The sequence below is a fragment of the Methyloversatilis sp. genome (assembly GCF_051861465.1).
Lineage (GTDB): Bacteria > Pseudomonadota > Gammaproteobacteria > Burkholderiales > Rhodocyclaceae > Methyloversatilis.
The window spans coordinates 67,916-88,838 of the sequence record NZ_JBHYCQ010000002.1 but is presented as its reverse complement, the minus strand read 5'-3'; the positions used below and the strand labels follow the sequence as shown (position 1 = coordinate 88,838).

Genomic DNA, 20,923 nt, shown 5'->3' with positions numbered 1-20,923 from the left:
GTCAGGCCGCCTTCTCGGCCACGCGCAGCGTGGCGCTGCGCGCGCGCGGGTTCGCCGCCACTTCTTCGCTGCCGGCGCGGATGCGTGCGATCAGGGTCATCGTCGGCCGCGGCAACTGGTCGGCGCGCAGCGGCAGGCCACGCGGCGGCTGCGGCGGATTGGCCTGATCAGCCATGAAGCGCTTGACGATGCGGTCTTCCAGAGAATGGAAACAGATCACCGCCAGCCGGCCGGAGGGCTTCAGCACAGCCAGCGCCTGCGGCAGCACTAGCGAAAGCTCTTCAAGCTCCTTATTGATGAAAATCCGTAGAGCTTGAAAGCTCCGCGTCGCCGGATGCTGGCCCGCCTCCCGCGTACGGACAGCGGACGCCACGATCTGGGCAAGCTGGTATGTGGTGTCGACAGGCCGCTCGCTCCGAGCAGCAACAATCGCCTTTGCAATCGCTGAAGCAAACCGTTCTTCGCCATAGTCCCTGATGACCTCCCTGATGTCTGCTTCGTCTGCCCGCGCCAACCACTGCGCCACTGTTTCGCCCCGGCTGGTGTCCATGCGCATGTCCAGCGGTGCGTCCTGCCTGAAACTCATGCCCCGTTCCGCGTCGTCGAGCTGCGGCGATGACACGCCGATGTCCAGCAGCACGCCGTCGACCGCGGTCACGCCGAGCTCGTCCAGCACCTCGGCCAGTTCGGCGAAGCGCGCATGCACCAGCGTGAAGCGTTCATCGATGATGGCTTGCCCGGCTGCGATGGCGCTCGGGTCGCGATCAAGCGCGATCAGCCGGCCGTTCGCGCCCAGCCGGGCGAGCAGCCCGCGGCTGTGGCCACCACGGCCGAAGGTGCCGTCGACGTAGACGCCGTCGGGGCGCACCGCCAGCGCATCGAGTGCTTCGGTGAGCAGTACCGGGATGTGCGCCATGTCAGAACCTGAAGTTGCCGACGACGTCGGGTGGCAGTTCCGCCGCCTGTTCGCGCTCGTCGCGCGCCCGGGCCTCTTCGTTCCAGCGTGTTTCGTCCCAGATTTCAAAGCGGTTACCGCGGCCCACCAGCATCACGCTCTTGTTCAGACCGGCACGCTCGCGCAGGTCGCTGCACAGCAGGAGCCGGCCGGCGCGATCGATGGTTTCGTTGCGCGCATTGGCGGTGAAGCTGCGTTTGAAGTCGTCGCTGGCCTGGTCGAGATCGGGCATGACCTCGAGCCGGCTCATCAGGGCGAGGAATTCAGGCTCGGGATAGAGCAGTACGAAGTCCCGGGTACGCGCCGTCATCACGACTTCGCCGCCGCACAGGTCCAGCAGCTTCTTGCGCGGACGAGCGGGGACGACAAGCCGATGCTTGTCGTCCATCGTGAGCCGGGTTGTCCCGTAGAACATTCGTATGCCCGAGAAAGTGAATCAAATACTGTGGATATATACAGCTGATTGTGGGGTGATTCGGGAATGCGGCTTGGCCGGCGAATCATCGCATTCCCACTTTCAATCCACTATATATCCAATATTGTTCCACTTTAGCTTTCGGCTGCGCCAGGGTCAATAGACGGATGCAAGCAAAACTGTTGTCGCAACAATGACTTAGCGTGAATTTTTCACGCTGTTTCAGGTAAAAACCTTTTGTTTTTAATGGGATAGAAAATGAATTGAATGTGCTTGATGAGAAGCTGCCCGCTCACCAAGGCGCGGTGGGGCAAAGTGGGGCGGAAGTGGTGCGGAATGGCGCGGCCGCCGCTGCGTGCCGGTGTGGGAAAGCAGCAGCGAAGGGTCAGGGAATCGGGCGGGTAGAACCGGGTGGATGCGGGAGAGGCGGGCAGGGGGCAAACGAGCCAGGGGAGTGGAAGTCCGCCTGTAAGCCGGGTTCTGTTGTGCGCGAACGCACTGGCAACCATTCATCTGGGCGACGTGTTGCCACGTCGCTCGAGCAGCCTACCCGGAAGCGACGCGAGCCGCGTCATCGCTTCCCTATTTGGCCTTGCCCCGGATGGGGTTTTGCGTGCCGTGCGCGTTGCCGCGCACGCGGTGGGCTCTTACCCGGCGTTACCGCCCGCCTTGCGGCGCACCATTTCAACCTTGCCTGATCCTTGCGGCCATCGGCGGTATGTTTTCTGTTCCACTTTCCGTCGCCTTGGGCCGCGCTTTCGCGCGGCTTGCTGCGCCCGGCCGTTAGCCGGCATCCTGCTCTGCGGGGCCCGGACTTTCCTCCGCGCTTGCGCGCCGCGGTTGCCCGGCGGACTTCCGGCGCGGATTCTACCCGTTCGTCGGCCGGACGCCGGAAACATCGTCCGCCGTACTCAAGAACCCGCGTCGCCGGCCGTTCAGATGGGTCAGAACTTCGACCCTGAAGGCCCTCCTTCCGCCCATGAACCTGTCGCTGCAGTCTGCCCGACATCTTGCCCGTCACTGGCTGGCCTACCTGCTGGCCGCGCTGGTGATCGGTCTGCTGGTGGCCGAACTGGCCGGTGCGACCGGACTGGCGGGTGCGGGTCGCGTGTCCCGCCTCGGTCTGGCGCCGCTGCTGGTGCCGGTGCTGATCGTCTGTCTGGCGCTCTGGGCAGTCGGTGTGCGGCTTGATGCTGCGCGACAGGAACTTGAACAGCTGCACGTCGAACTCGAACGGGCGCACACGCTGGGCCGCACCGGCAACTGGTCACACGCGCGCGGCGCGTTCGAATGGTCGGGCCGCGCGCGGCGGATACTCGGCATCGACGGCGCTGCCCTGGTGTCCTTCGAGCAGCTGCTCGCCCATGTTGCGGCGGACGATCGTCTGCCGCTCGAACGCGCCTGGCGTGCTGCGCAGGCCGGTGCGCATTACCGTACCGAATTCTGTGTCAGCCACCCGGATGGCGAACGGCGCGTGCTGTTCGAAGGCCGCGTCGAGTCCGCAGGCGCGGCGGCGGCAGGCGGCTCTGGCACGGATGCGCCGGTGCTGGCCGGTATCGTGCAGGACATGACCGACCGCTGGCGCATGGAGCGCGAGTTGCACCGCGCGATGCGCTATCAGCGCGCGCTGCTCGACAATTTTCCATTCATGGTGTGGCTGAAGGATCGCGACCTGCGCTTTCTCGCGGTGAACAAGCCGCTCGCACTGGCCGGCGGGCTGAACGATCCGGACGAGGCCTGTGGCCTGCAGGATCACGACCTGTGGCCGACCGACTGCGCCGACGCCTACCGGGCCGACGACATCGAAGTGCTGAACAGCCGCCTGCCGCGCTGCTCAGAGTCCTTCGTCGCATCCGGTACCGGATCGATCTGCCTTGAAGTGTGGAAGGCACCCGTGCTCGACGAGAACGGCGAACTGCTGGGCACGGTCGGCTTTGCGCGCGACATCAGCGAGCGCAAGCGCAGCGAACAGGCGCTCGAGCGCAGCCGCGAGCAACTGGCCATGCTGGGTCGCCTGCAGGCGCGCTTCATCCGGGGTGAGTCCGGCGAAGCGCTGTTCGCCGCCATGCTCGACATCCTGCTTGACCTGGCGGGAGCGAGCGACGGTTTCATCGCCGAAGTCATGCACGACCCGCGCCACGAGCCGCAGGTGAATCTGCTGGCCTGCCGCGACACCGACTGGCTTGCCGTGCATCCCGGACTGATCGATGAAGCCCTGAAAGCCGATCGCAGCACGCAGGAGTCCGGCGCTGTCGTGGCGTCGGCTGCGCTCGATGGCCAGCCCGGGGAACGGGTGTGCTTCGCGGTGATGAGTGACCGGCGTCTGGTCGGTCTGGTCGGCCTTGACCTCCCCCTGGCTCTGCCGGAAGCGTGCTGCACCGGCGTGCAGGCGGCGATCAGTACGTTTGGCCTGATTCTTCAGGCGGGCATTCGCGACCGCGGCCGGCAACGCGCCGAGACCGAACTGAAACGGCACCGGGATCGCCTGAGCGAACTGATCGAGGTGCAGCTGTCCGACAGCATGTCGGCGCGGCGCATGGCCGAACACGCCAACCGCGCCAAGAGCCGCTTCATGGCCAGCATGTCGCATGAACTGCGCACGCCCATTCACGCCATCCTCGCGTTTTCCCGGCTGGCGTTGCGCGACAGGCCGCCACTGGCCGACGTCACGCGCCGGCGCTTCGAGGTGATCCGCGAACACGGTGACCGTCTGCTTGCGCTGGTCGACGATCTGCTTGACCTGTCGCGCCTGGAAGGCGGCGCGATCAAGCTGAACGCATCAAGCTGCGATCTGGAATCGCTGGTGGCCGAGGCGATTGCGCAGATGCAGGCTGTTGCAGTCGAACGCGGGGTGCATATGCGGATGACCGGCTTGTTCCCGCAGGTGCCGTTGCAGGCCGACGCGCAGCGGATGGCACAGGTGCTGCGCACGCTGCTCGACAATGCGATCCGCTTTTCGCCACCGTCTGCCGAAGTGCTTTTGTCGCTCGAGCGGCATGAACATGAAGGTGTGGCGGGTGTGTTGCTACGCGTGTCAGATCACGGACCGGGCATCGCCGAAGAAGATCGCGAGCGCATCTTCGACCAGTTCGAGCAGGCGGCACGCCTTCGTGGCGCCGAAGGCGGTACCGGGCTCGGACTCGCCATCTGTCGCGAGATCGTCAATCTGCACGGCGGCTGGATACGGGCGGCGAACCGGGACGACTGCGGCGCCTGCATTGAACTGTGGCTGGCGGCCCGCGAGCTGGATGGGTACTCGACAGAATCAACTCAAATAGAAGTGGAAACAACGACTTGAGCTGACGTCCGGGGCGCGTTGCGGTGCCCGGGGGTAGGCGCTAGAGTGCGCAGTGGTTTCACGGCAGGTCTTTCCGGAGAGGATGTGAAATGGGTATCGGCGACTTCATCAAGAAACAGTTCATCGACGTACTGCAGTGGCAGGAAGACGGCGATGGCACGCTGGCCTGGCGGCATCCGATGCAGGACGCCGAAATCCAGTACGGGGCGCAGCTGACCGTACGCGAGTCGCAGGCGGCACTGTTCGTCAATGAAGGGCGCATCGCCGATGTGCTCGGTCCCGGTCGCCACGTGCTCAAGACCAGTACGCTGCCGGTGCTGACCTATCTTCAGAACTGGGACAAGCTGTTCGAATCGCCCTTCAAGAGCGACGTCTATTTCTTCAGCACCCGGCTGCAACTGGGCCGCACGTGGGGCACGGCTCAACCGGTGACGGTGCGCGACAAGGATTTCGGCATGGTCAGGCTGCGCGCATTCGGCGTGTATTCCTACCGGCTGGCCGACCCGAAGCAGTTCTTTGCGGAAATCAGCGGCACGCGCGACATCTACACGGTCGATGATCTCGAGATGCAGCTGCGCAACCTGATCGTGTCGGCGATGAGCAACACGCTCGGCGTGTCGGAACTGCCATTCCTCGACATGGCGACCAATTTCGGCCTGCTGGGCGAGCGCATGAAGGAGGCGATGGCGCCGGTGTTCGAACGCTACGGCGTTGCGCTGGACAATTTCGCGGTTGAAAGCGTGTCGCTGCCGGAAGAACTTCAGAAAGCCTTCGATACCCGGGTATCGATGGGCATGGCCGGCAATCTGGCCGCCTTCACCCAGTATCAGACCGCCACGGCCATTCCGATGGCGGCGCAGAACGAAGGCGGACTGGCCGGCATCGGCGCCAGCCTGGGCGCCGGGCTGAGCATGGGTCAGGTGATGACCGAGGCGATGCGAGGGTCGGTATTGCCAGCAGCGGCAACCCCGGCGGCTTCGGCGCAGGCAGCGGCCGATACGCCCGAAGCGAAGCTGGGCAAGCTGAAATCGCTGCTTGATGGCGGTTTGATCACCGAAGCCGATTACACCGCCGCCAAGGCAGCATTGCTGAAGCAGATCACCGGCTGAACGCAGCGGTGGCACGGTGCGGCGCGTCCCGGCGGACGCGCCGGCATTGCCGGCTGGCGATCGATGCTGCGTATTGCCGTCGCCCTGAAGGTAGACTCGACGGTTGAACGATACACAGCCCGGCGGCAACGCCCCAGTCCTGCATGTTGCGATTAACCGAAGTCAAGCTGCCCCTCGATCACCCGGATGAGGCGCTGTGTGCCGCCGTGCTCGAGCGGCTGCGCATCGCGCCCGGCGAACTGCTGTCCTGTACGGTATTCAAGCGTAGCTACGACGCGCGCAAGCGCTCGAACATCTTCCTCATCTACTCGCTCGATGTGGAGCTGGCGAATGAAGCCGCCGTGCTGGCGCGCCTGAAGGGCGTTCCTCACGTACACCCCACACCCGACATGGACTACCGCTTCGTTGCCCGGGCCCCCGCCGGCCTGGCGCAGCGCCCGGTCATCATCGGCATGGGGCCATGCGGCATTCTGGCGGCGCTGGTGCTCGCGCAGATGGGATTTCGCCCCATCGTGCTGGAGCGTGGCAAGGCGGTGCGCGAGCGCACGAAGGACACCTGGGGCCTGTGGCGCAAGCATGTGCTGGATCCGGAATCGAACGTGCAGTTCGGCGAGGGCGGCGCCGGCACCTTTTCCGACGGCAAGCTGTACAGCCAGGTCAAGGATCCGAAGCACTACGGGCGCAAGGTGCTGAAGGAATTCGTCAAGGCCGGTGCGCCGGAAGAAATCCTGTACGTCAGCAAGCCGCACATCGGTACCTTCCGGCTGGTCGGCATGGTCGAGAAGATGCGTGCGGAAATCGAGGCGCTGGGGGGTGAAATCCGCTTCAGGTCGCGCGTCGAGGACCTGATCATCGAAGACCGCAAGGTACGCGGCGTGATGCTGGCAGGCGGCGAAATCATTGCCGCCGATCATGTCGTGCTGGCGGTGGGCCACAGCGCACGCGACACCTTCGAAATGCTCCACGAGCGCGGTGTCTATATGGAAGCGAAGCCGTTCTCGGTCGGTTTCCGCATCGAACATCCGCAGGCGCTGATCGACCGCTGCCGCTTCGGCGACTACGCCGGACACGAATTGCTGGGCGCGGCCGACTACAAGCTGGTGCACCACGCATCCAACGGCCGTTCGGTGTACAGCTTCTGCATGTGTCCGGGCGGCACCGTGGTCGCGGCCACCTCGGAACCGGGCCGCGTCGTCACCAATGGCATGAGCCAGTATTCGCGCAACGAGCGCAATGCCAACGCCGGCATCGTGGTGGGCATTTCGCCGGAGGACTATCCGGGGCACCCGCTGGCCGGCATTGCGTTCCAGCGCCAGTGGGAATCGCGTGCCTTCGTACTGGGGGGCGGCGACTACAGCGCGCCGGGTCAACTGGTCGGCGATTTCATCGCTGCGCGGCCGTCGACGCAGCTCGGTGTGGTGACGCCGTCCTACACGCCGGGTGTCCGGCTGGGCGCGCTGGATGGCGCGTTGCCCGACTACGCCATCACGGCCATCCGCGAGGCGCTGCCGGCGTTCGACCGGCAGATCAAGGGTTTCGCGATGCATGACGCGGTGCTGACCGGCGTGGAGACGCGCACGTCCTCGCCGATCCGCATCAAGCGTGATCCGGTGAGCTACCAGAGCCTGAACACCGTCGGGCTGTATCCGGCCGGCGAAGGCGCAAGCTACGCCGGCGGCATCCTTTCGGCAGCGATCGATGGCATCGAGGTGGCGGAGGCCGTGGCGTTGAGCATGGCAGGCGGGTCGCGCGTCAGCGCAGGCACGCCGCGATCTGTCGGGCTGTCTTAGGCACCGTCCGCGGCCGGTGATCCGGTCAGCGCCCGTGCTCGAAGAAGTGCAGTAGCCGTTGCGGCAGCCAGTCGAGATGACCTGTCGGCGTACCGCTCACATAGCCGACATGGCCGCCCTGCGCGGTGTATTCAGGCAGTACGTCGGACGACAGCATCTGCGGCGTGGCGAGCGACCAGTCAGGCACCATCGGGTCGTTCAGCGCCTGTAGCAGCAGAAGCGGCACGCGCACCTCGCGCAGCAGCGGGCGCGCCGAGCAGCGCGTCCAGTAATCGTCGGCATCCCTGAAGCCATGCAGTTGCGAGGTGACGGCGTCGTCGAACGCCTTGATCGACGCGCTGGCCGCAATCGCCGAGGCATCGAGCACGCCCGGAAACAGCGCGGCCTTGTGCAGGGCACGCGGCTTCATCGTGCGCAGGAAGTACTGCGTGTAGACGCGGTTGAAACCCTGGTCGAGCGCGCGCCCGGCGGCCCCCAGATCGACCGGTGCGCAGACCGACGCCGCGCTGCGCAGCCAGCGCGATGCGCCGTGGCCCTGCTCGCCCAGCCACTTGCACAGCACATTGCCGCCGAGCGACACGCCGACCGCATGCACCGGCTGTCCCTGCATGCGCGGCACGACACGTGGCAGCAGCCAGTCCAGCTCGGCGCTGTCACCCGAGTGATAGGCGCGTACCAGCCGGTTCGGTTCGCCGGAACAGCCGCGCGCATGCACCACCACGCCGTTCCAGCCGCGCGCGTCGACGGCACGCATCAGCGCCCGCGCGTAATGGCTTTCCGAACTGCCTTCCAGCCCGTGCAGCAGCATGATGAGCGGTTGATGTTCGCGCGGGGGCAACCAGTCGAGATCGATGAAGTCGCCATCGGGCGTATCGATGCGCTCGCGTGCCAGTGCAGGCAGCGGCGGCAGGATGAAGCGGGGCCAGATGGTCTGCGCATGGCCGCCGGGCAGCCAGAGCGCCGGGCGGAAGCGGGGCGGCGACACGCTCGGTGCAGGACTCGATGAAGTACTCAGTGGAGTATTTTCGGCGGGCCCGCCGTCTCCTGTGTCGCCGGGGCGGCGGAAGCGTGGTGCAGCACCATGTGCCAGCCCAGCGGACCGCGCAGATAGACGTTGGTCACGATGAGCAGCGGACGCGACGCGCGGTCACCGGCGGCGCTGCACTGTTCGTTCAGGCTGTGGATGGACTGCAGCACGCCCTGCATGATCTGCGCGTTGATCACCCGTACATCGACCCGGGTACCGGCGAACACGCGCCGCCAGGCATCGCGGACTTCTTCGTAGCCGCTGGCACGCGGGCAGCCGGCCAGCGCGCAGATGATGTCGTCCTCGTCGCCCCACACCGCCATCATGGCTTCGATGTCGCCCCGCGCGCGTGCTTCGTAAAAGGCCGCTTCGGCTTCCTGAGGCGTCGCGAAAAAGGCCTTGCGGGGCATTTCCATGGTCAGTGGACTCAGTGGCCGGCGGGTGCCGGGCCGTTGTAGCGGTAGCGCGTACCGCAGTACGGGCAGGCGGCCTCGCCGGTCTTGGTCACGTCGAGGAACACACGCGGATGGCGCGCCCACAGCGGTGCGCCGGGGAGCGGGCAGTGCAGCGGCAGATCGCTCGCACCCACTTCGACGTCGCGTGCGCGGTCGCGGCTGGAATCACTCACGGCTGGGTTCATGGCAGATGGGCTCCAGGTTCAGATCTTGGTCAGCCAGCGGTGGTACTCGGGCGCGCGGCCATTGACGATGTCGAAGAAGCGCGCCTGCAGCTTTTCGGTGACCGGGCCGCGCGTGCCGCTGCCGATGACCCGGTTGTCGAGTTCGCGGATCGGTGTCACTTCGGCGGCGGTGCCGGTGAAGAAAGCCTCGTCCGCGGTGTAGACGTCGTCGCGCGTCAGCCGCTTCGACACCACCTGATAGCCGAATTCGGCGGCGATCTCGATCACCGATGCGCGCGTGATGCCGACCAGCGCCGAGGCGATTTCCGGTTCGTAGATCTTGTTGTCCTTCACCACGAACAGGTTTTCGCCCGCACCTTCGGCGACGAAGCCATCGACGTCGAGCAGCAGCGCCTCGTCGTAGCCGAGGTCGGTCGCTTCCATGTTGGCGAGGATGGAGTTGGCGTAGGTGCCCGAGTACTTGGCGCGGCACATCGACACATTGACGTGGTGGCGCGAGAAGGACGAGGTCTTGACCCGGATGCCCTTCTTCAGCCCGTCCTCGCCGAGGTAGGCGCCCCAGGGCCAGGCGGCGATCGACACATGCACCGAGGCGCCACGCGTGGAAATCCCCATCTTTTCCGAGCCGAAGAAGGCGATCGGCCGGATGTAGCAGGATTCCAGCTTGTTGGCGCGCACCACTTCAAGCTGCGCTTCCATGATTTCCTCGCGGCTGTAAGGCATCTTCATCATGTAGATGTGCGCCGAATTGAACAGCCGGTCGGTGTGTTCCTTCAGGCGGTAGATCGCGGTCCCGATCTCGGTGTGGTAGGCGCGCACACCCTCGAAGACGGCCAGACCGTAGTGCAGCGAGTGGGTCAGTACGTGCGTGGTGGCCTCGCGCCAGGGCACCATCTTGCCGTCGTACCAGATAAAACCGTCGCGGTCGGCCATCGACATGAGAAACACTCCAGTGGATTGCGATAAGCGCGCGATTTTAGCTGATGCGCGCAGTGCGGCGACGGTCATCGCAGCGGCTCGCGTTAAAATCGATGGATGAGCGAACGCATATGGAAGCCCAATGTCACGGTGGCCGCCCTGATGGAGTACCGGGGCCGCTTCCTGATGGTGGAAGAGGAAACGTCGAAGGGGCTGATGCTGAACCAGCCGGCCGGCCATCTGGAAGAGGGCGAGTCGCTGGTCGAGGCGTGTGCCCGCGAAGCGATGGAGGAAACCGCCCATCCCTTCGTGCCGCAGGCGCTGGTCGGTGTCTATCAATGGCGCCGGCCCGACGGCGAAGTTACCTACCTGCGCTTTGCGTTTTCCGGCGAAAGCGGCGAGCAGATCGCCGGCCGCGCGCTGGACGACGGCATCGTGCGCGCCTTCTGGATGACGCCCGAAGAGATCGAAGCCAGTCGCGAGCGCCATCGCAGCCCGCTGGTGTGGGCGTGCGTGCAGGACTGGCTGGCCGACGTGCGCCTGCCGCTGGCGGTCGTGCGGCACTTTTCCTGATGCGGCGATTGCTGGCGGGGATGGTGCTGTGCAGTGCGCTGCAGGTTCAGGCGATGCCGGGCATGGCGCAGCACCTCGAACTCGACATCTGCTTCAACTACGGCTGCCTCGTCGTGCAGACGGTCAGCCTCGCGCCCGAGCAGCGCGCCGTGCTGGTCGGTGAAATGCTCAAGGCGAGCGATGCCGCCGGCGAACGCGAGCAGCTCGAGTGGGTGATCGCGCGCATGTACCGCTGGGCCGGCGAGCAGTCTCCGATCGGCGCCGACCGCGCCGGCGACTACCTCGATCTCGGGGCCGAAGGGCGCATGGACTGCATCGACCACGCGCACACCACCACCGTGATGCTCGAACAGCTGCAGGAGGCAGGCGCCCTGCGTCACCATCGGGTGCTGGACATCGCGCGGCGCACCAGCTGGGTCATCATGCAGCATTTCACCGCGGTGATCGAAGACACCGAAAGCGGCCGACGGTACGCGGTCGATACCTGGTTTCGCGACCACGGCGAACCGCCGGTCGTGATGGACATGGAACACTGGAAGAATGGGGGATATCCGGATGACTGGAATGCACGGCGCTGAAACAGCGGCCGAACCGGGTGAACCGGGTGAACCGGGTGAAACCGTGGTCGTGGGCATGTCGGGCGGCGTCGATTCGTCGGTGTCGGCGCTGCTGCTCAAGCGCGCCGGCTACAAGGTGGTCGGCTTGTTCATGAAGAACTGGGAGGACGACGACACCGACGAATACTGCTCGACCCGGCAGGATCTGATCGACGCCGTGTCGGCGGCCGACGTGATCGGCATGGACCTTGAAGTGGTCAATTTTTCGGCCGAATACAAGGACCGCGTTTTTTCGAGTTTCCTGCGCGAATACCAGGCCGGCCGCACACCCAACCCCGACGTGCTGTGCAACGCCGAGATCAAGTTCAGCGCCTTTCTCGATCACGCGATGCAGCTCGGGGCAAAGCGCATCGCCACCGGCCACTATGCGCAGGTACGCGAGTTCCAGGGCCGCTTCCAGCTGCTCAAGGGTGAGGACGGCAACAAGGACCAGAGCTATTTTCTGCATCGGCTGAATCAGGCGCAGCTGTCGCACACGCTGTTTCCGGTGGGTCATCTGCCCAAGCGCGACGTTCGCCGCATCGCGGCCGACGCTGGGCTGGCCAACGCCGGCAAGAAGGATTCGACCGGCATATGCTTCGTCGGCGAGCGGCCATTCCGCGAATTCCTGCAGCGTTACCTGCCGGTCACGCCGGGCGACATCCGCGATCTGGATACCGACCGTGTGCTCGGCCGCCATGAAGGCTTGATGTATCACACGATCGGCCAGCGCAAAGGACTGGGGATCGGCGGGCTCAAGGGCATGGCGGATGACGCCGGCGAACACGACGCGTGGTATGCGGTGCGCAAGGACATGGCCAGCAACGTGCTGTACGTGGTGCGCGGCCACGATCATCCGGCCCTGCTGTCCGAACGGCTGGTGGCGGGCGACCTGTCATGGGTGTCGGGCGAGCTTCCGCACACGCACTGGGTGTATGCGGCCAAGACCCGCTACCGCCAGGCGGATGCGCCGTGCAGCATCGACGCGGTCGATGCTGAGCGCTGCGACATCGCTTTTGCCGAAGCGCAGTGGGCGGTCACGCCGGGCCAGAGTGTAGTGGTCTACGAAAGCCGGGTCTGTCTGGGGGGCGGGGTCATCACCGCTGCCGGCAGCGCAGCCTGAACTTTGTGCCGACCGGGTTGGCGCCGACCTTATTCGACCGGTACGGTTTCGGCGAGTGATGGGCGCTGCATCAGCTTGTCCTGCAGCTTGGCGAGGTTGGCGTGTCGCGCGCGCCAGTCCAGCTCCGGAAAGCGGAAGTCGAGGTAGCCGAGCGCGGAACCCACCGCGATGTCAGCCAGCGAAATGCTGTTGCCGTGGCACCACGCGCCATCGCCCAGATCGGCTGCCAGCGTGTTCAGCGCACGGTCGATTTTCGTGCGCTGACGCGAAATCCAGCTCGCGTTCTGTTCGCTGACCATCCGGCGCACTTCCAGCACGATGGCCACCGCAGCGTCGGTCATGCCGTCGGCCAGCGCCTCCCAGCGCTTGACCAGTGCGCGCTCGCGGGCGGTGGACGGCAGCAGCTTGTTGTTCGGCGCCACACCGTCGAGGTATTCGACGATCACGCGCGAATCGAACAGACAGGTATCGTCATCGAGTACCAGCACCGGAATCTTGCCCAGCGGGTTCACATCCGGGACGCCCGTGCCTTCGAGCCAGGGCGAGTCGAGCACGAATTCGCAGTCGATCTTCTTTTCTGCAAGCACCACGCGCGCCTTGCGCACGTAAGGACTGGTGTAGGAACCGACGAGTTTCATGGACAGCACCGATGGGAGAGCAGCCGAGTATAGCGTCCGGGCCGTTCCCGCAAGGCGGGGCCATCATGCGGTGCATGATAAAATTCGCGCCGCGCTGCCCGGGCAGAACTGCTTCGTGGCCTTCGATCCCTTCCTTCCCGCAGGTCCTTCATGAGTGCCCACACCCTCACCGCGCTGTCGCCGCTGGACGGTCGTTACGCCGCCAAACTCGATCCCTTGCGCGGTCATTTCAGCGAGTTCGGCCTGATCCGCAACCGCGTACGCGTCGAAATCGCATGGTTGCGTGCGCTGGCTGCCGATGCGCAGATCGGCGAAGTACCTGCCTTCTCGCAGGCGACACTGGCCGAGCTTGACGCTGTCGTACGCGATTTCAGCGTGGTCGACGCCGCCGCGATCAAGGCGATCGAAGCGCGCACCAATCACGACGTGAAGGCGATGGAGTACTGGCTGAAGGACCGGCTGGCGAACAATGCCGAAGTGACCGGGGTGTCCGAATTCATCCACTTCGCCTGCACGTCGGAAGACATCAACAACGTGTCGCACGCACTGATGCTCAACGAGGCGCGCGCCGACACGCTGCTGCCGGCGCTCGATGGCGTGATCGCGTCATTGCGCGCCATGGCACACGAATTCGCCGCGTTGCCGATGCTGTCGCGCACGCACGGCCAGCCGGCCAGCCCGACCACGCTGGGCAAGGAGATGGCGAACATCGCCGCGCGCCTGATGCGCGCCCGTGCGCGCGTCGCCGCGGTCAGCCTGACCGCCAAGTTCAATGGTGCGGTCGGCAATTACAACGCCCACCTGTCGGCCTATCCGGACGTCGACTGGGCGCAGTTCAACCGCGTGTTCATCGAATCGTTCGGGCTGGAATTCAACCCCTATACGATCCAGATCGAACCGCACGACGCGATGGCCGAGCTGTTCGACGCCATGTCGCGCGGCAACACCATTCTGCTCGATGCGGCGCGCGACTTCTGGATGTACATCTCGCTCGGCTACTTCCGCCAGAAACTGAAGGCCGGCGAGATCGGCAGTTCGACCATGCCGCACAAGGTGAATCCGATCGACTTCGAGAACGCCGAAGGCAATCTGGGGCTGGCCAACGCACTGTTGCGCCACCTGTCGGACAAGCTGCCGGTGTCGCGCATGCAGCGTGACCTGACCGATTCGACCGTGCTGCGCAATATGGGCGTGGCCTTCGGCTACACCGTGCTGGCGCTGGATTCGCTGTCGCGCGGGCTGGGCAAGCTGGTGGCCGAGCCGGATACGCTGGCAGCCGATCTCGACGCCTGCTGGGAAGTGCTGGCCGAGCCGGTGCAGACCGTGATGCGTCGCTACGGTGTGCCCAATCCGTACGAACAGCTGAAGGAACTGACGCGCGGCCGCGGCATCACGCGCGAGGCGCTGCAGGCCTTCATCAGTGGTCTCAACATTCCGGCGGCGGAGCGCGAACGCTTGCTGGCGATGACGCCCGCCAGCTACATCGGCGACGCGGCCCGTCTGGCTGCCGCCATCTGAGGACGCATCATGAGTTTTGCCGAAACGCTCAAAACCCTGCCCGGCGTGTCGCATCTGGCGGCGCTGCAATTGATCGATGCCGCCGGAGAAGTGGTCGCGACCATCGAGAACAAGCCCGGCCAAGCCGGGTCGCTGGCGGTATACAACCACCTCGCCCAGCTGCATGGTGCCATCACGCCTGATGCATCGAAGCAGGGCCTGGATCTGTATGGCGAGCACACCGTCGACGCGCGTGCCAATCCGGGAAAGCATCCGAACATCGACCGGCTGATCGCGCTGGTCGACAGCGGTCAGACCTTGCGCGTGAAGCAGGTTTTCGCTCAGCCCTGAGCGGTCGGATTCGGCGGGGTGGAGCGGCGGCGCCCCGACCGACGCGATACGCCGCTCGATACAACGCGCCGCGGCAGCGCCCGGGTGCAACCGCCCGCGCAGGCGCGCGGGCTCGGGTCGGTCGTCGGACATCGCTGCGCTCACCCCAACCTACCGGGTGGGTCAAGCAGGGCAGCGCCGCGTCAAGCCAGGCTTCGGGGGTGTTCGCGTCTGGCATCACTACGGTGAGCCTGGCTGCAGGCCTCCGGCAGGTAGGTTGGGGTGAGCGCAGCGATGCCCAACGTTCTCGCGTCGAATCAGAACGGCAGTACCCGAAGGCAGACTGGGTCGTGCCTCCGACCGCCGGTCAACTCAGACGACCGCTTCTTCCTTGCGCTTGGGCGGCTTGATCAGTTGTTCGCGCTTGACGCCCAGCCACATCGCCAGCGGGCAGGCGACGAGCACCGACGAATAGATGCCGAAACAGATGCCGATGGTCAGCGCCACCGCGAAGTAGTGCAGCGCCTCGCCGCCGAACAGCAGCATCGACAGCACCATCATCTGGGTTGAACCGTGCGTGATGATGGTGCGCGAGATCGTGCTGGTGATCGCGTTGTCCATGACCTCGGCCACCGTCAGCGTGCGCTTGCGGGCGTTGCGGAACACCTCGCGCACGCGGTCGAACACCACGACCGATTCGTTCACCGAATAACCCAGCACCGCCAGCACGGCCGCCAGCACCGGCAGCGAGAATTCCCACTGGAAGGCGGCGAAGAAGCCGAGGATGATCACCACGTCGTGCAGGTTGGCGATGATGGCCGACACGGCATAGCGCCATTCGAAGCGCATGGCCAAGTAGGCCATGATGCCGCAGATGACGAACATCAGCGCCAGCGCGCCGTCTTCGGCCAGCTCCTTGCCGATCTGTGGGCCGACGTATTCGACGCGCCGCAGTTCGGGCTTCGGACCGTCGCCTGCGCTGAGCGTGGCGATCACCTGCTGGCTGACCTTGGCGGAATCGACGTCCTTGACCAGCGGCAGCCGGATCAGCACGTCACGTGCGGTGCCAAAGTTCTGTACCTGCGGTTCGCTGAAGCCACTGTCTGTCAGCGCCTTGCGCACGCCCTGCAGGTCGGCCGCTTCGCTGTATGAAATCTCCATCAGCGTACCGCCGGTGAATTCCACTGACAGATGCAGGCCGCGCGTGGCCAGGAAGAACACGGCCAGCAGGAAGGTGAGCAACGAAATGACGTTGAACACCAGCGCCTTGCGCATGAAGGGGATGTCGCGCCGGATGCGGAAGAATTCCATGACTGTTCAGATTTCCTTGGTGGCGGCTCAGAGGTTGGCGCCCGGTTTCCACACGGTGCCGATCGACACTTTTTCCAGCTTGCGGGCGCGTCCGTACACCATGTTGACGATGGCGCGTGACACGACGACGGCGCTGAACATCGAAGTCAGGATGCCCAGGCAGTGCACCACGGCAAAGCCGCGCACCGGTCCGGACCCGAACACGAGCAGCGCGATGCCGGCGATCAGCGTCGTGATGTTCGAATCGAGAATGGTTGCCCAGGCGCGCTCGTAGCCGGCGGCGATCGCCGCCTGCGGCGTGACGCCATTGCGCAGCTCTTCGCGGATGCGCTCGTTGATCAGCACATTGGCGTCGATCGCCATGCCCAGTGTCAGCGCGATGGCGGCGATGCCCGGCAGTGTCAGCGTGGCCTGCAGCAGCGACAGCAGTGCAATCAGGAACAGCAGGTTGGCCGCCAGCGCCGTGGTCGAGATGAAGCCGAACACCGCGTAATAGAAGATCATGAACACGGCGATCGCCACGAAGCCCCATAGCGTCGAATCGAAACCCTTTTCGATGTTTTCGGCGCCGAGCGACGGGCCGATGACCCGTTCTTCGATGATTTCCATCGGTGCTGCCAGCGCGCCCGAGCGGATCAGGATGGCCAGCGTGTTCGTTTCCTGCGGCGAGAACTGGCCCGTGATCTGGAAGCGGTCGCCGAATTCGCCCTGGATGGTGGCAACCGAAATCGCCTCGCCGCGGCCCTTTTCGAACAGCAGGATGACCATCAGCTTCTTGAGGTTTTCACGCGTGACCGTGCGCATGATGCGGCCGCCGGTGGCGTCGAGCTTCACCGCAACGGCCGGGCGGTTCGAATCGTCGAACGAGGCCTGGGCGGTTTCGAAGCGCTCGCCGGTCAGGATGACCTGCTTCTTCACCGGCACATTCGAAACACCGCCGCTGCGCGAGTTCTCCGGATAGACCTCGAGCCCGTCCATATTGCCGCTGGTCATCGCTTCCTGATCGACCAGGCGAACCTCCAGCGTGGCGGTACGGCCGATCAGGTCTTTCGCCTTGGCCACGTCCTGCACGCCGGGCAACTGCACGACGATGCGGTCGGCACCCTGCTGCTGGATGATGGGTTCGGCCACGCCCAGTTCATTCACGCGCTTCTGCAGGGTCAGGATGTTTTGCTTGATGGCCGATTCCCGCAGCTCCGTCTCGGCCAGTTCGCTCATGCGACCTGTATACAACTGGTCGGCACCGGATTGGCCCGGTGTCCACACCATTTCCGGCAGCGCCTTTTCGACTGCGCTGCGCGCGGCATCGCGACCGGCTGCGTCGCGGAAACGCAGCACGATGGTGTTGCCTTCGCGCGAAATGCCACCGTGGCGGATGTTCTTCTCCCGCAGCTGGGTGCGCAGGTCGGATGACATCGAGTCCAGCCGCTTCACCATCGCGCCCTGCATGTCGACCTGCAGCAGGAAGTGCACGCCGCCGCGCAGGTCGAGGCCGAGATACATCGGCAGTGCGCCGACCGAACGCAGCCAGTCCGGTGACTTCGACAGCAGGTTCAGCGCCACGACGTACTTGCCGTCGGCCGGATCCGGATTGAGCGCCCGCTCGAGTACGTCGCGCGTCTTCAACTGGGTGTCGGTGTCGGCCAGGCGTACGCGCACACCGGTGGTGTCCAGCGTCAGGCCGGTGTGTGCGATGGCGGCGCCCTTCAGCGTCGATTCGACCTGCGTCATCAGGGCGGCGTCGATCTGCACGCCGGTGCGCGCGGTCGATACCTGCACCGCAGGCGCCTCGCCGAAGAAGTTCGGCAGGGTGTAGATCAGGCCAAGTATCAGCGCCACGATCACCAGCGCGTTTTTCCAGATCGGATAGCGGTTCATTGCGGAGTCTGAATGAGGAGTGGAAGGCCGGCGGTACTGCCGCCGGCCGCAGCCGGACGGATCAGCGCGGAATCAGAGTGCCTTCAGCGTGCCCTTGGGCAGCACCGTGGCGATCGCCTGCCGCTGCACGGCGACTTCGACGTTCGGCGCCAGCTCGACGCTGATGAAGTTGTCGCCGACCTTGGTGATCCGGCCGGCCATGCCGCCCTGGGTCACCACTTCGTCGCCCTTGGTCAGCGCTTCGATCAGCGCCTTGTGTTCCTTCGCGCGCTTCATCTGCGGGCGGATCATCAGGAACCACAGGACGACGAACATCAGCAGGATGGGCAGCAGTCCCATAAGGCCGCCGGTGGGGTCGGCGGCGCCTGCGGCCTGAGCGTAAGCGGGGGAAATGAACACGTTGAACTCCGTTTGCGCGATTGGTAAAGCGCGCGAGTATATCAGCCGGGCCCGGACCGTCCCGGGCCGACAGATTTGCTCACACTCCGCGCTGCCGGTCGGCGAGGAACGCGGCGGACCAGGGCGCGTAACGGCCGGTTTCGATCGCCTCGCGCGCCTCGCGCGTGAACTGCTGGTAGAAGTGCAGGTTGTGCAAGGTATTCAGCCTGGCGCCCAGCATTTCGTTGCAGCGGTGCAGGTGGTGCAGATAGGCGCGCGTGTAGTGAGCGCAGGTATGGCACTCGCAGGACGCGTCCACCGGCCCCGTGTCGTCCTTGTAGCGCGCGTTCTTCAGCTTGATGTCGCCGTAGCGCGTGAACAGCCAGCCATTGCGCGCATTGCGGGTGGGCATGACGCAGTCGAACATGTCGATGCCGTGCGCGATCGCATTGATCAGATCTTCCGGCGTACCCACGCCCATCAGGTAGTGCGGCGCATGCTCGGGCAGTTTCGGCGCGGTGTGCGCGAGGATGCGCTGCATGTCGTCCTTGGGCTCTCCGACCGACAGGCCACCGATGGCGTAGCCGTCGAAGCCGATGCCCTCGAGCCCGGCGAGCGACTCGTCGCGCAGCGTTTCGTGCATGCCGCCCTGGACGATGCCGAACAGCGCATTCACGTTGCCCAGTGCGTCGTGCGCGTCGCGCGATCGCTGCGCCCAGCGCAGGCTGAGCCGCATCGACGTCGCCGCCTGATCGAGATCGGCCGGGTAGGGCGTGCATTCGTCGAAAATCATCACCACATCGGAATTCAGGTCGTGCTGGATGCGCATCGACTCCTCCGGCGTCAGCAGCAGCTTGTCGCCGTTGATCGGGCTGGCGAAGCGCACCCCGTCCTCGCCGATCTTGCGCAGCGCGTCGAGCGAAAACACCTGGAAGCCCCCGGAGTCGGTCAGTATCGGCCGGTCCCAGCCCATGAAACGATGCAGCCCGCCGTGCTTGCGGATGACCTCGGTGCCCGGGCGCAGCCACAGGTGGAAGGTGTTGCCGAGCACGATCTTCGCGCCCATGTCCTTCAGTTCCGCCGGGTCCATGCCCTTGACCGTGCCGTAGGTGCCGACCGGCATGAAAACGGGTGTGTCGACCGTGCCGTGGGCAAGGGTCAGGCGGCCGCGCCGGGCGAGGCCGTCGCGCGCGAGCAGATCAAACTTCATCGGTGTCCTTCATGCGCGCCGGAATGAACATCGCGTCACCGTAGCTGAAGAAGCGATAGCGCTGCGCCACCGCGTGCGCATAGGCGGCGCGGACCCGCTGCCGCCCGGCCAGCGCCGACACCAGCATCAGCAAGGTCGACTTCGGCAGGTGAAAATTGGTCAGCAGTCCATCGATCACGCGGAAGTCGTAGCCTGGCGTGATGAAAAGGCGGGTATCGCCCCGGCAGGCGGCGAGCGGGCCCGGCGCGCAGGTGGCCGCCGCCGATTCGAGACAGCGCAGACTGGTGGTGCCGACCGCGATCACGCGTCCGCCGGCCGATTTCGTGTCGGCGATGGCCTGTGCGGTGTCGGCCGACAGCTGGAACTGTTCGCTGTGCATGCGGTGTTCCGCCAGATTGTCGGTGCGCACCGGCTGGAAGGTGCCGGCGCCGACGTGCAGCGTGACATGGGCACGCTGCACGCCGCATGCGGCGACCGCATCGAACAGTTCATTGTCGAAATGCAGGCCGGCAGTGGGTGCGGCGACCGAACCGGTTTCCCGTGCATAGACTGTCTGATAGCGCTGTTCGTCCGCATCGGCGGCCGCTCGATCGATGTAGGGCGGCAGCGGCAGACGGCCGTGGCGTTCCAGCAGTGCGGTCAGCGGTGTCTCTCCGAGACTGCGCAGACGGAAGAATTCGCCGTCACGTCCGAGCACCTCGAAGTCGAAGGCGTCTTCCATGCGCAGCCGGCTGCCGGCGCGTGGCGTCTTGCTGGCGCGAATCTGCGCCAGCGCCTCGTGCTCGCCGGTCAGCCGTTCGATCAACACCTCGATGCGGCCGCCGCTGTCCTTCATCCCGAACAGCCGGGCATGCATCACGCGGGTGTCGTTGAACACCAGCAGGTCGCCCGCCTCGAGCCACCGGGGCAACTCGCGGATGCGGCTGTCGGTCAGCGTCGCTGGCCCGACGACCAGCAGGCGACTGGCGCTGCGTTCGGGCAGCGGAGCCTGGGCGATCAGGTCGTCGGGCAGGTCGTAATCGAAGTCGGACAGGGTGAGCACGGAAAGCGGCACAGGGTCGGCCTGAAAGGCAAAGCCCGCAATTGTAGCGTCCGTCAGGCTTGCGCAGCGACCGGCCCGACACGCATAATCCGGCGCTCTTCCCTGCCGGGATGGCGGAATCGGTAGACGCAGCGGATTCAAAATCCGCCGCCGCAAGGTGTGGGGGTTCGAGTCCCCCTCCCGGCACCAACAAGC

At 65.3% G+C, this 20,923-nt stretch carries 20 protein-coding genes, 1 tRNA gene and 1 other RNA gene; 9 read left to right on the top strand and 13 right to left on the bottom strand.

Translation table 11 applies throughout. The annotated features are described in order from the left end of the window. Window position 1: 1 nt before the first annotated feature. The 3 genes from rsmH to rnpB all read right to left on the bottom strand — a co-directional run bounded on the left by rsmH (window position 2) and on the right by rnpB (window position 2,226). Window positions 2-916: a 16S rRNA (cytosine(1402)-N(4))-methyltransferase RsmH gene (rsmH, locus tag ACTIFF_RS02755; protein ID WP_439535441.1), complete on the bottom strand. Its 915-nt coding sequence runs from the start codon at window positions 914-916 to the stop codon at window positions 2-4. Window position 917: 1 nt separating this feature from the next. Then, a complete protein-coding gene (mraZ, locus tag ACTIFF_RS02750; RefSeq protein WP_439535440.1) occupies window positions 918-1,370 on the bottom strand; it encodes a division/cell wall cluster transcriptional repressor MraZ in 453 nt (150 codons plus the stop codon). A 453-nt stretch (window positions 1,371-1,823) separates the two neighbouring features. After that, window positions 1,824-2,226: RNase P RNA component class A (rnpB, locus tag ACTIFF_RS02745), an RNA gene on the bottom strand. A gap of 123 nt (window positions 2,227-2,349) precedes the next feature. On the opposite strand from rnpB, the gene ACTIFF_RS02740 reads away from it, so the two are divergent. From ACTIFF_RS02740 to ACTIFF_RS02730, 3 genes are all read left to right on the top strand, one after another. Beyond that, window positions 2,350-4,668: an ATP-binding protein gene (locus tag ACTIFF_RS02740; protein ID WP_439535439.1), complete on the top strand. Its 2,319-nt coding sequence runs from the start codon at window positions 2,350-2,352 to the stop codon at window positions 4,666-4,668. Window positions 4,669-4,757: 89 nt separating this feature from the next. Then, a complete protein-coding gene (locus ACTIFF_RS02735) occupies window positions 4,758-5,777 on the top strand; it encodes an SPFH domain-containing protein (RefSeq protein WP_439535438.1) in 1,020 nt (339 codons plus the stop codon). Between the two features lie 143 nt (window positions 5,778-5,920). Continuing rightward, the gene (locus ACTIFF_RS02730) at window positions 5,921-7,567 is read left to right on the top strand and encodes an NAD(P)/FAD-dependent oxidoreductase (protein ID WP_439535437.1); all 1,647 of its coding nucleotides are present in this window, start codon (window positions 5,921-5,923) and stop codon (window positions 7,565-7,567) included. 25 nt (window positions 7,568-7,592) lie between these two features. Here ACTIFF_RS02730 and ACTIFF_RS02725 read toward each other — a convergent pair whose 3' ends face one another. The 4 genes from ACTIFF_RS02725 to ACTIFF_RS02710 are packed head-to-tail and all read right to left on the bottom strand — an operon-like array spanning window position 7,593 to window position 10,173. Then, window positions 7,593-8,552, bottom strand: coding sequence for a hydrolase (locus ACTIFF_RS02725; RefSeq protein WP_439535436.1), 960 nt, complete (start codon window positions 8,550-8,552; stop codon window positions 7,593-7,595). A 26-nt stretch (window positions 8,553-8,578) separates the two neighbouring features. Continuing rightward, a complete protein-coding gene (locus ACTIFF_RS02720; protein WP_439535435.1) occupies window positions 8,579-9,010 on the bottom strand; it encodes a nuclear transport factor 2 family protein in 432 nt (143 codons plus the stop codon). An 11-nt stretch (window positions 9,011-9,021) separates the two neighbouring features. Then, complete coding sequence (locus ACTIFF_RS02715; protein ID WP_439535434.1) at window positions 9,022-9,234, bottom strand: zinc-finger domain-containing protein; 213 nt, start codon at window positions 9,232-9,234, stop codon at window positions 9,022-9,024. An 18-nt stretch (window positions 9,235-9,252) separates the two neighbouring features. Then, the gene (locus tag ACTIFF_RS02710; RefSeq protein WP_257093124.1) at window positions 9,253-10,173 is read right to left on the bottom strand and encodes a branched-chain amino acid transaminase; all 921 of its coding nucleotides are present in this window, start codon (window positions 10,171-10,173) and stop codon (window positions 9,253-9,255) included. 96 nt (window positions 10,174-10,269) lie between these two features. Here ACTIFF_RS02710 and ACTIFF_RS02705 point away from each other — a divergent pair, with 96 nt between their 5' ends. From ACTIFF_RS02705 to mnmA, 3 genes are read left to right on the top strand one after another with little or no spacing between them, the layout of a single operon-like run. Beyond that, a complete protein-coding gene (locus ACTIFF_RS02705) occupies window positions 10,270-10,725 on the top strand; it encodes an NUDIX hydrolase (RefSeq protein WP_257079488.1) in 456 nt (151 codons plus the stop codon). Beyond that, window positions 10,725-11,303, top strand: coding sequence for a hypothetical protein (locus ACTIFF_RS02700; protein WP_439535433.1), 579 nt, complete (start codon window positions 10,725-10,727; stop codon window positions 11,301-11,303). Before ACTIFF_RS02705 ends, ACTIFF_RS02700 begins: the two co-directional genes overlap by 1 nt. Beyond that, a complete protein-coding gene (gene mnmA / locus ACTIFF_RS02695; protein WP_439535432.1) occupies window positions 11,290-12,444 on the top strand; it encodes a tRNA 2-thiouridine(34) synthase MnmA in 1,155 nt (384 codons plus the stop codon). The genes ACTIFF_RS02700 and mnmA overlap by 14 nt, the downstream gene beginning before the upstream one ends. 29 nt (window positions 12,445-12,473) lie before the next feature. Here mnmA and ACTIFF_RS02690 read toward each other — a convergent pair whose 3' ends face one another. Further along, a complete protein-coding gene (locus ACTIFF_RS02690; protein WP_439535431.1) occupies window positions 12,474-13,082 on the bottom strand; it encodes a glutathione S-transferase in 609 nt (202 codons plus the stop codon). Between the two features lie 150 nt (window positions 13,083-13,232). Here ACTIFF_RS02690 and purB point away from each other — a divergent pair, with 150 nt between their 5' ends. Together purB and ACTIFF_RS02680 are read left to right on the top strand one after the other, a co-directional pair. After that, window positions 13,233-14,600 (top strand): adenylosuccinate lyase, encoded by a 1,368-nt coding sequence (gene purB / locus ACTIFF_RS02685; RefSeq protein WP_439535430.1) that lies wholly within the window; start codon window positions 13,233-13,235, stop codon window positions 14,598-14,600. A 9-nt stretch (window positions 14,601-14,609) separates the two neighbouring features. Next, on the top strand, window positions 14,610-14,930 hold the full coding sequence (locus tag ACTIFF_RS02680) for a DUF2322 family protein (protein WP_439535429.1): 321 nt from the start codon (window positions 14,610-14,612) through the stop codon (window positions 14,928-14,930). Window positions 14,931-15,281: 351 nt separating this feature from the next. On the opposite strand, the gene secF is transcribed toward ACTIFF_RS02680, so the two are convergent. From secF to queA, 5 genes are all read right to left on the bottom strand, one after another. Continuing rightward, on the bottom strand, window positions 15,282-16,220 hold the full coding sequence (secF, locus tag ACTIFF_RS02675; RefSeq protein ID WP_439535428.1) for a protein translocase subunit SecF: 939 nt from the start codon (window positions 16,218-16,220) through the stop codon (window positions 15,282-15,284). 27 nt (window positions 16,221-16,247) lie between these two features. Beyond that, entirely contained in the window at window positions 16,248-18,098 is a 1,851-nt protein-coding gene (gene secD / locus ACTIFF_RS02670) for a protein translocase subunit SecD (protein WP_439535427.1), read from the bottom strand. A 72-nt stretch (window positions 18,099-18,170) separates the two neighbouring features. Then, a complete protein-coding gene (gene yajC / locus ACTIFF_RS02665; RefSeq protein ID WP_257093139.1) occupies window positions 18,171-18,497 on the bottom strand; it encodes a preprotein translocase subunit YajC in 327 nt (108 codons plus the stop codon). 79 nt (window positions 18,498-18,576) lie between these two features. Next, window positions 18,577-19,686 carry a tRNA guanosine(34) transglycosylase Tgt gene (gene tgt, locus ACTIFF_RS02660; protein ID WP_439535426.1) on the bottom strand — a complete coding sequence of 370 codons (1,110 nt, stop codon included), beginning with the start codon at window positions 19,684-19,686 and terminating at the stop codon, window positions 18,577-18,579. After that, the gene (gene queA / locus ACTIFF_RS02655; protein ID WP_439535425.1) at window positions 19,676-20,728 is read right to left on the bottom strand and encodes a tRNA preQ1(34) S-adenosylmethionine ribosyltransferase-isomerase QueA; all 1,053 of its coding nucleotides are present in this window, start codon (window positions 20,726-20,728) and stop codon (window positions 19,676-19,678) included. The genes tgt and queA overlap by 11 nt, the downstream gene beginning before the upstream one ends. A 104-nt stretch (window positions 20,729-20,832) precedes the next feature. Between queA and ACTIFF_RS02650 the strand changes: the two genes are divergently transcribed. After that, window positions 20,833-20,917, top strand: a tRNA-Leu gene (locus tag ACTIFF_RS02650). Window positions 20,918-20,923 lie beyond the last annotated feature (6 nt).

Coding starts and splice junctions, on each gene's coding strand:
- purB (WP_439535430.1), top strand. CDS start 13,233: ATGAGTGCCCACACCCTCACCGCGCTGTCGCCGCTGGACGGTCGTTAC.
- secF (WP_439535428.1), bottom strand. CDS start 16,220: ATGGAATTCTTCCGCATCCGGCGCGACATCCCCTTCATGCGCAAGGCG.
- ACTIFF_RS02735 (WP_439535438.1), top strand. CDS start 4,758: ATGGGTATCGGCGACTTCATCAAGAAACAGTTCATCGACGTACTGCAG.
- ACTIFF_RS02700 (WP_439535433.1), top strand. CDS start 10,725: ATGCGGCGATTGCTGGCGGGGATGGTGCTGTGCAGTGCGCTGCAGGTT.
- ACTIFF_RS02710 (WP_257093124.1), bottom strand. CDS start 10,173: ATGTCGATGGCCGACCGCGACGGTTTTATCTGGTACGACGGCAAGATG.
- mraZ (WP_439535440.1), bottom strand. CDS start 1,370: ATGTTCTACGGGACAACCCGGCTCACGATGGACGACAAGCATCGGCTT.
- tgt (WP_439535426.1), bottom strand. CDS start 19,686: ATGAAGTTTGATCTGCTCGCGCGCGACGGCCTCGCCCGGCGCGGCCGC.
- ACTIFF_RS02740 (WP_439535439.1), top strand. CDS start 2,350: ATGAACCTGTCGCTGCAGTCTGCCCGACATCTTGCCCGTCACTGGCTG.
- ACTIFF_RS02680 (WP_439535429.1), top strand. CDS start 14,610: ATGAGTTTTGCCGAAACGCTCAAAACCCTGCCCGGCGTGTCGCATCTG.
- ACTIFF_RS02705 (WP_257079488.1), top strand. CDS start 10,270: ATGAGCGAACGCATATGGAAGCCCAATGTCACGGTGGCCGCCCTGATG.
- ACTIFF_RS02720 (WP_439535435.1), bottom strand. CDS start 9,010: ATGGAAATGCCCCGCAAGGCCTTTTTCGCGACGCCTCAGGAAGCCGAA.
- secD (WP_439535427.1), bottom strand. CDS start 18,098: ATGAACCGCTATCCGATCTGGAAAAACGCGCTGGTGATCGTGGCGCTG.
- ACTIFF_RS02730 (WP_439535437.1), top strand. CDS start 5,921: ATGTTGCGATTAACCGAAGTCAAGCTGCCCCTCGATCACCCGGATGAG.
- ACTIFF_RS02690 (WP_439535431.1), bottom strand. CDS start 13,082: ATGAAACTCGTCGGTTCCTACACCAGTCCTTACGTGCGCAAGGCGCGC.
- ACTIFF_RS02715 (WP_439535434.1), bottom strand. CDS start 9,234: ATGAACCCAGCCGTGAGTGATTCCAGCCGCGACCGCGCACGCGACGTC.
- rsmH (WP_439535441.1), bottom strand. CDS start 916: ATGGCGCACATCCCGGTACTGCTCACCGAAGCACTCGATGCGCTGGCG.
- mnmA (WP_439535432.1), top strand. CDS start 11,290: ATGCACGGCGCTGAAACAGCGGCCGAACCGGGTGAACCGGGTGAACCG.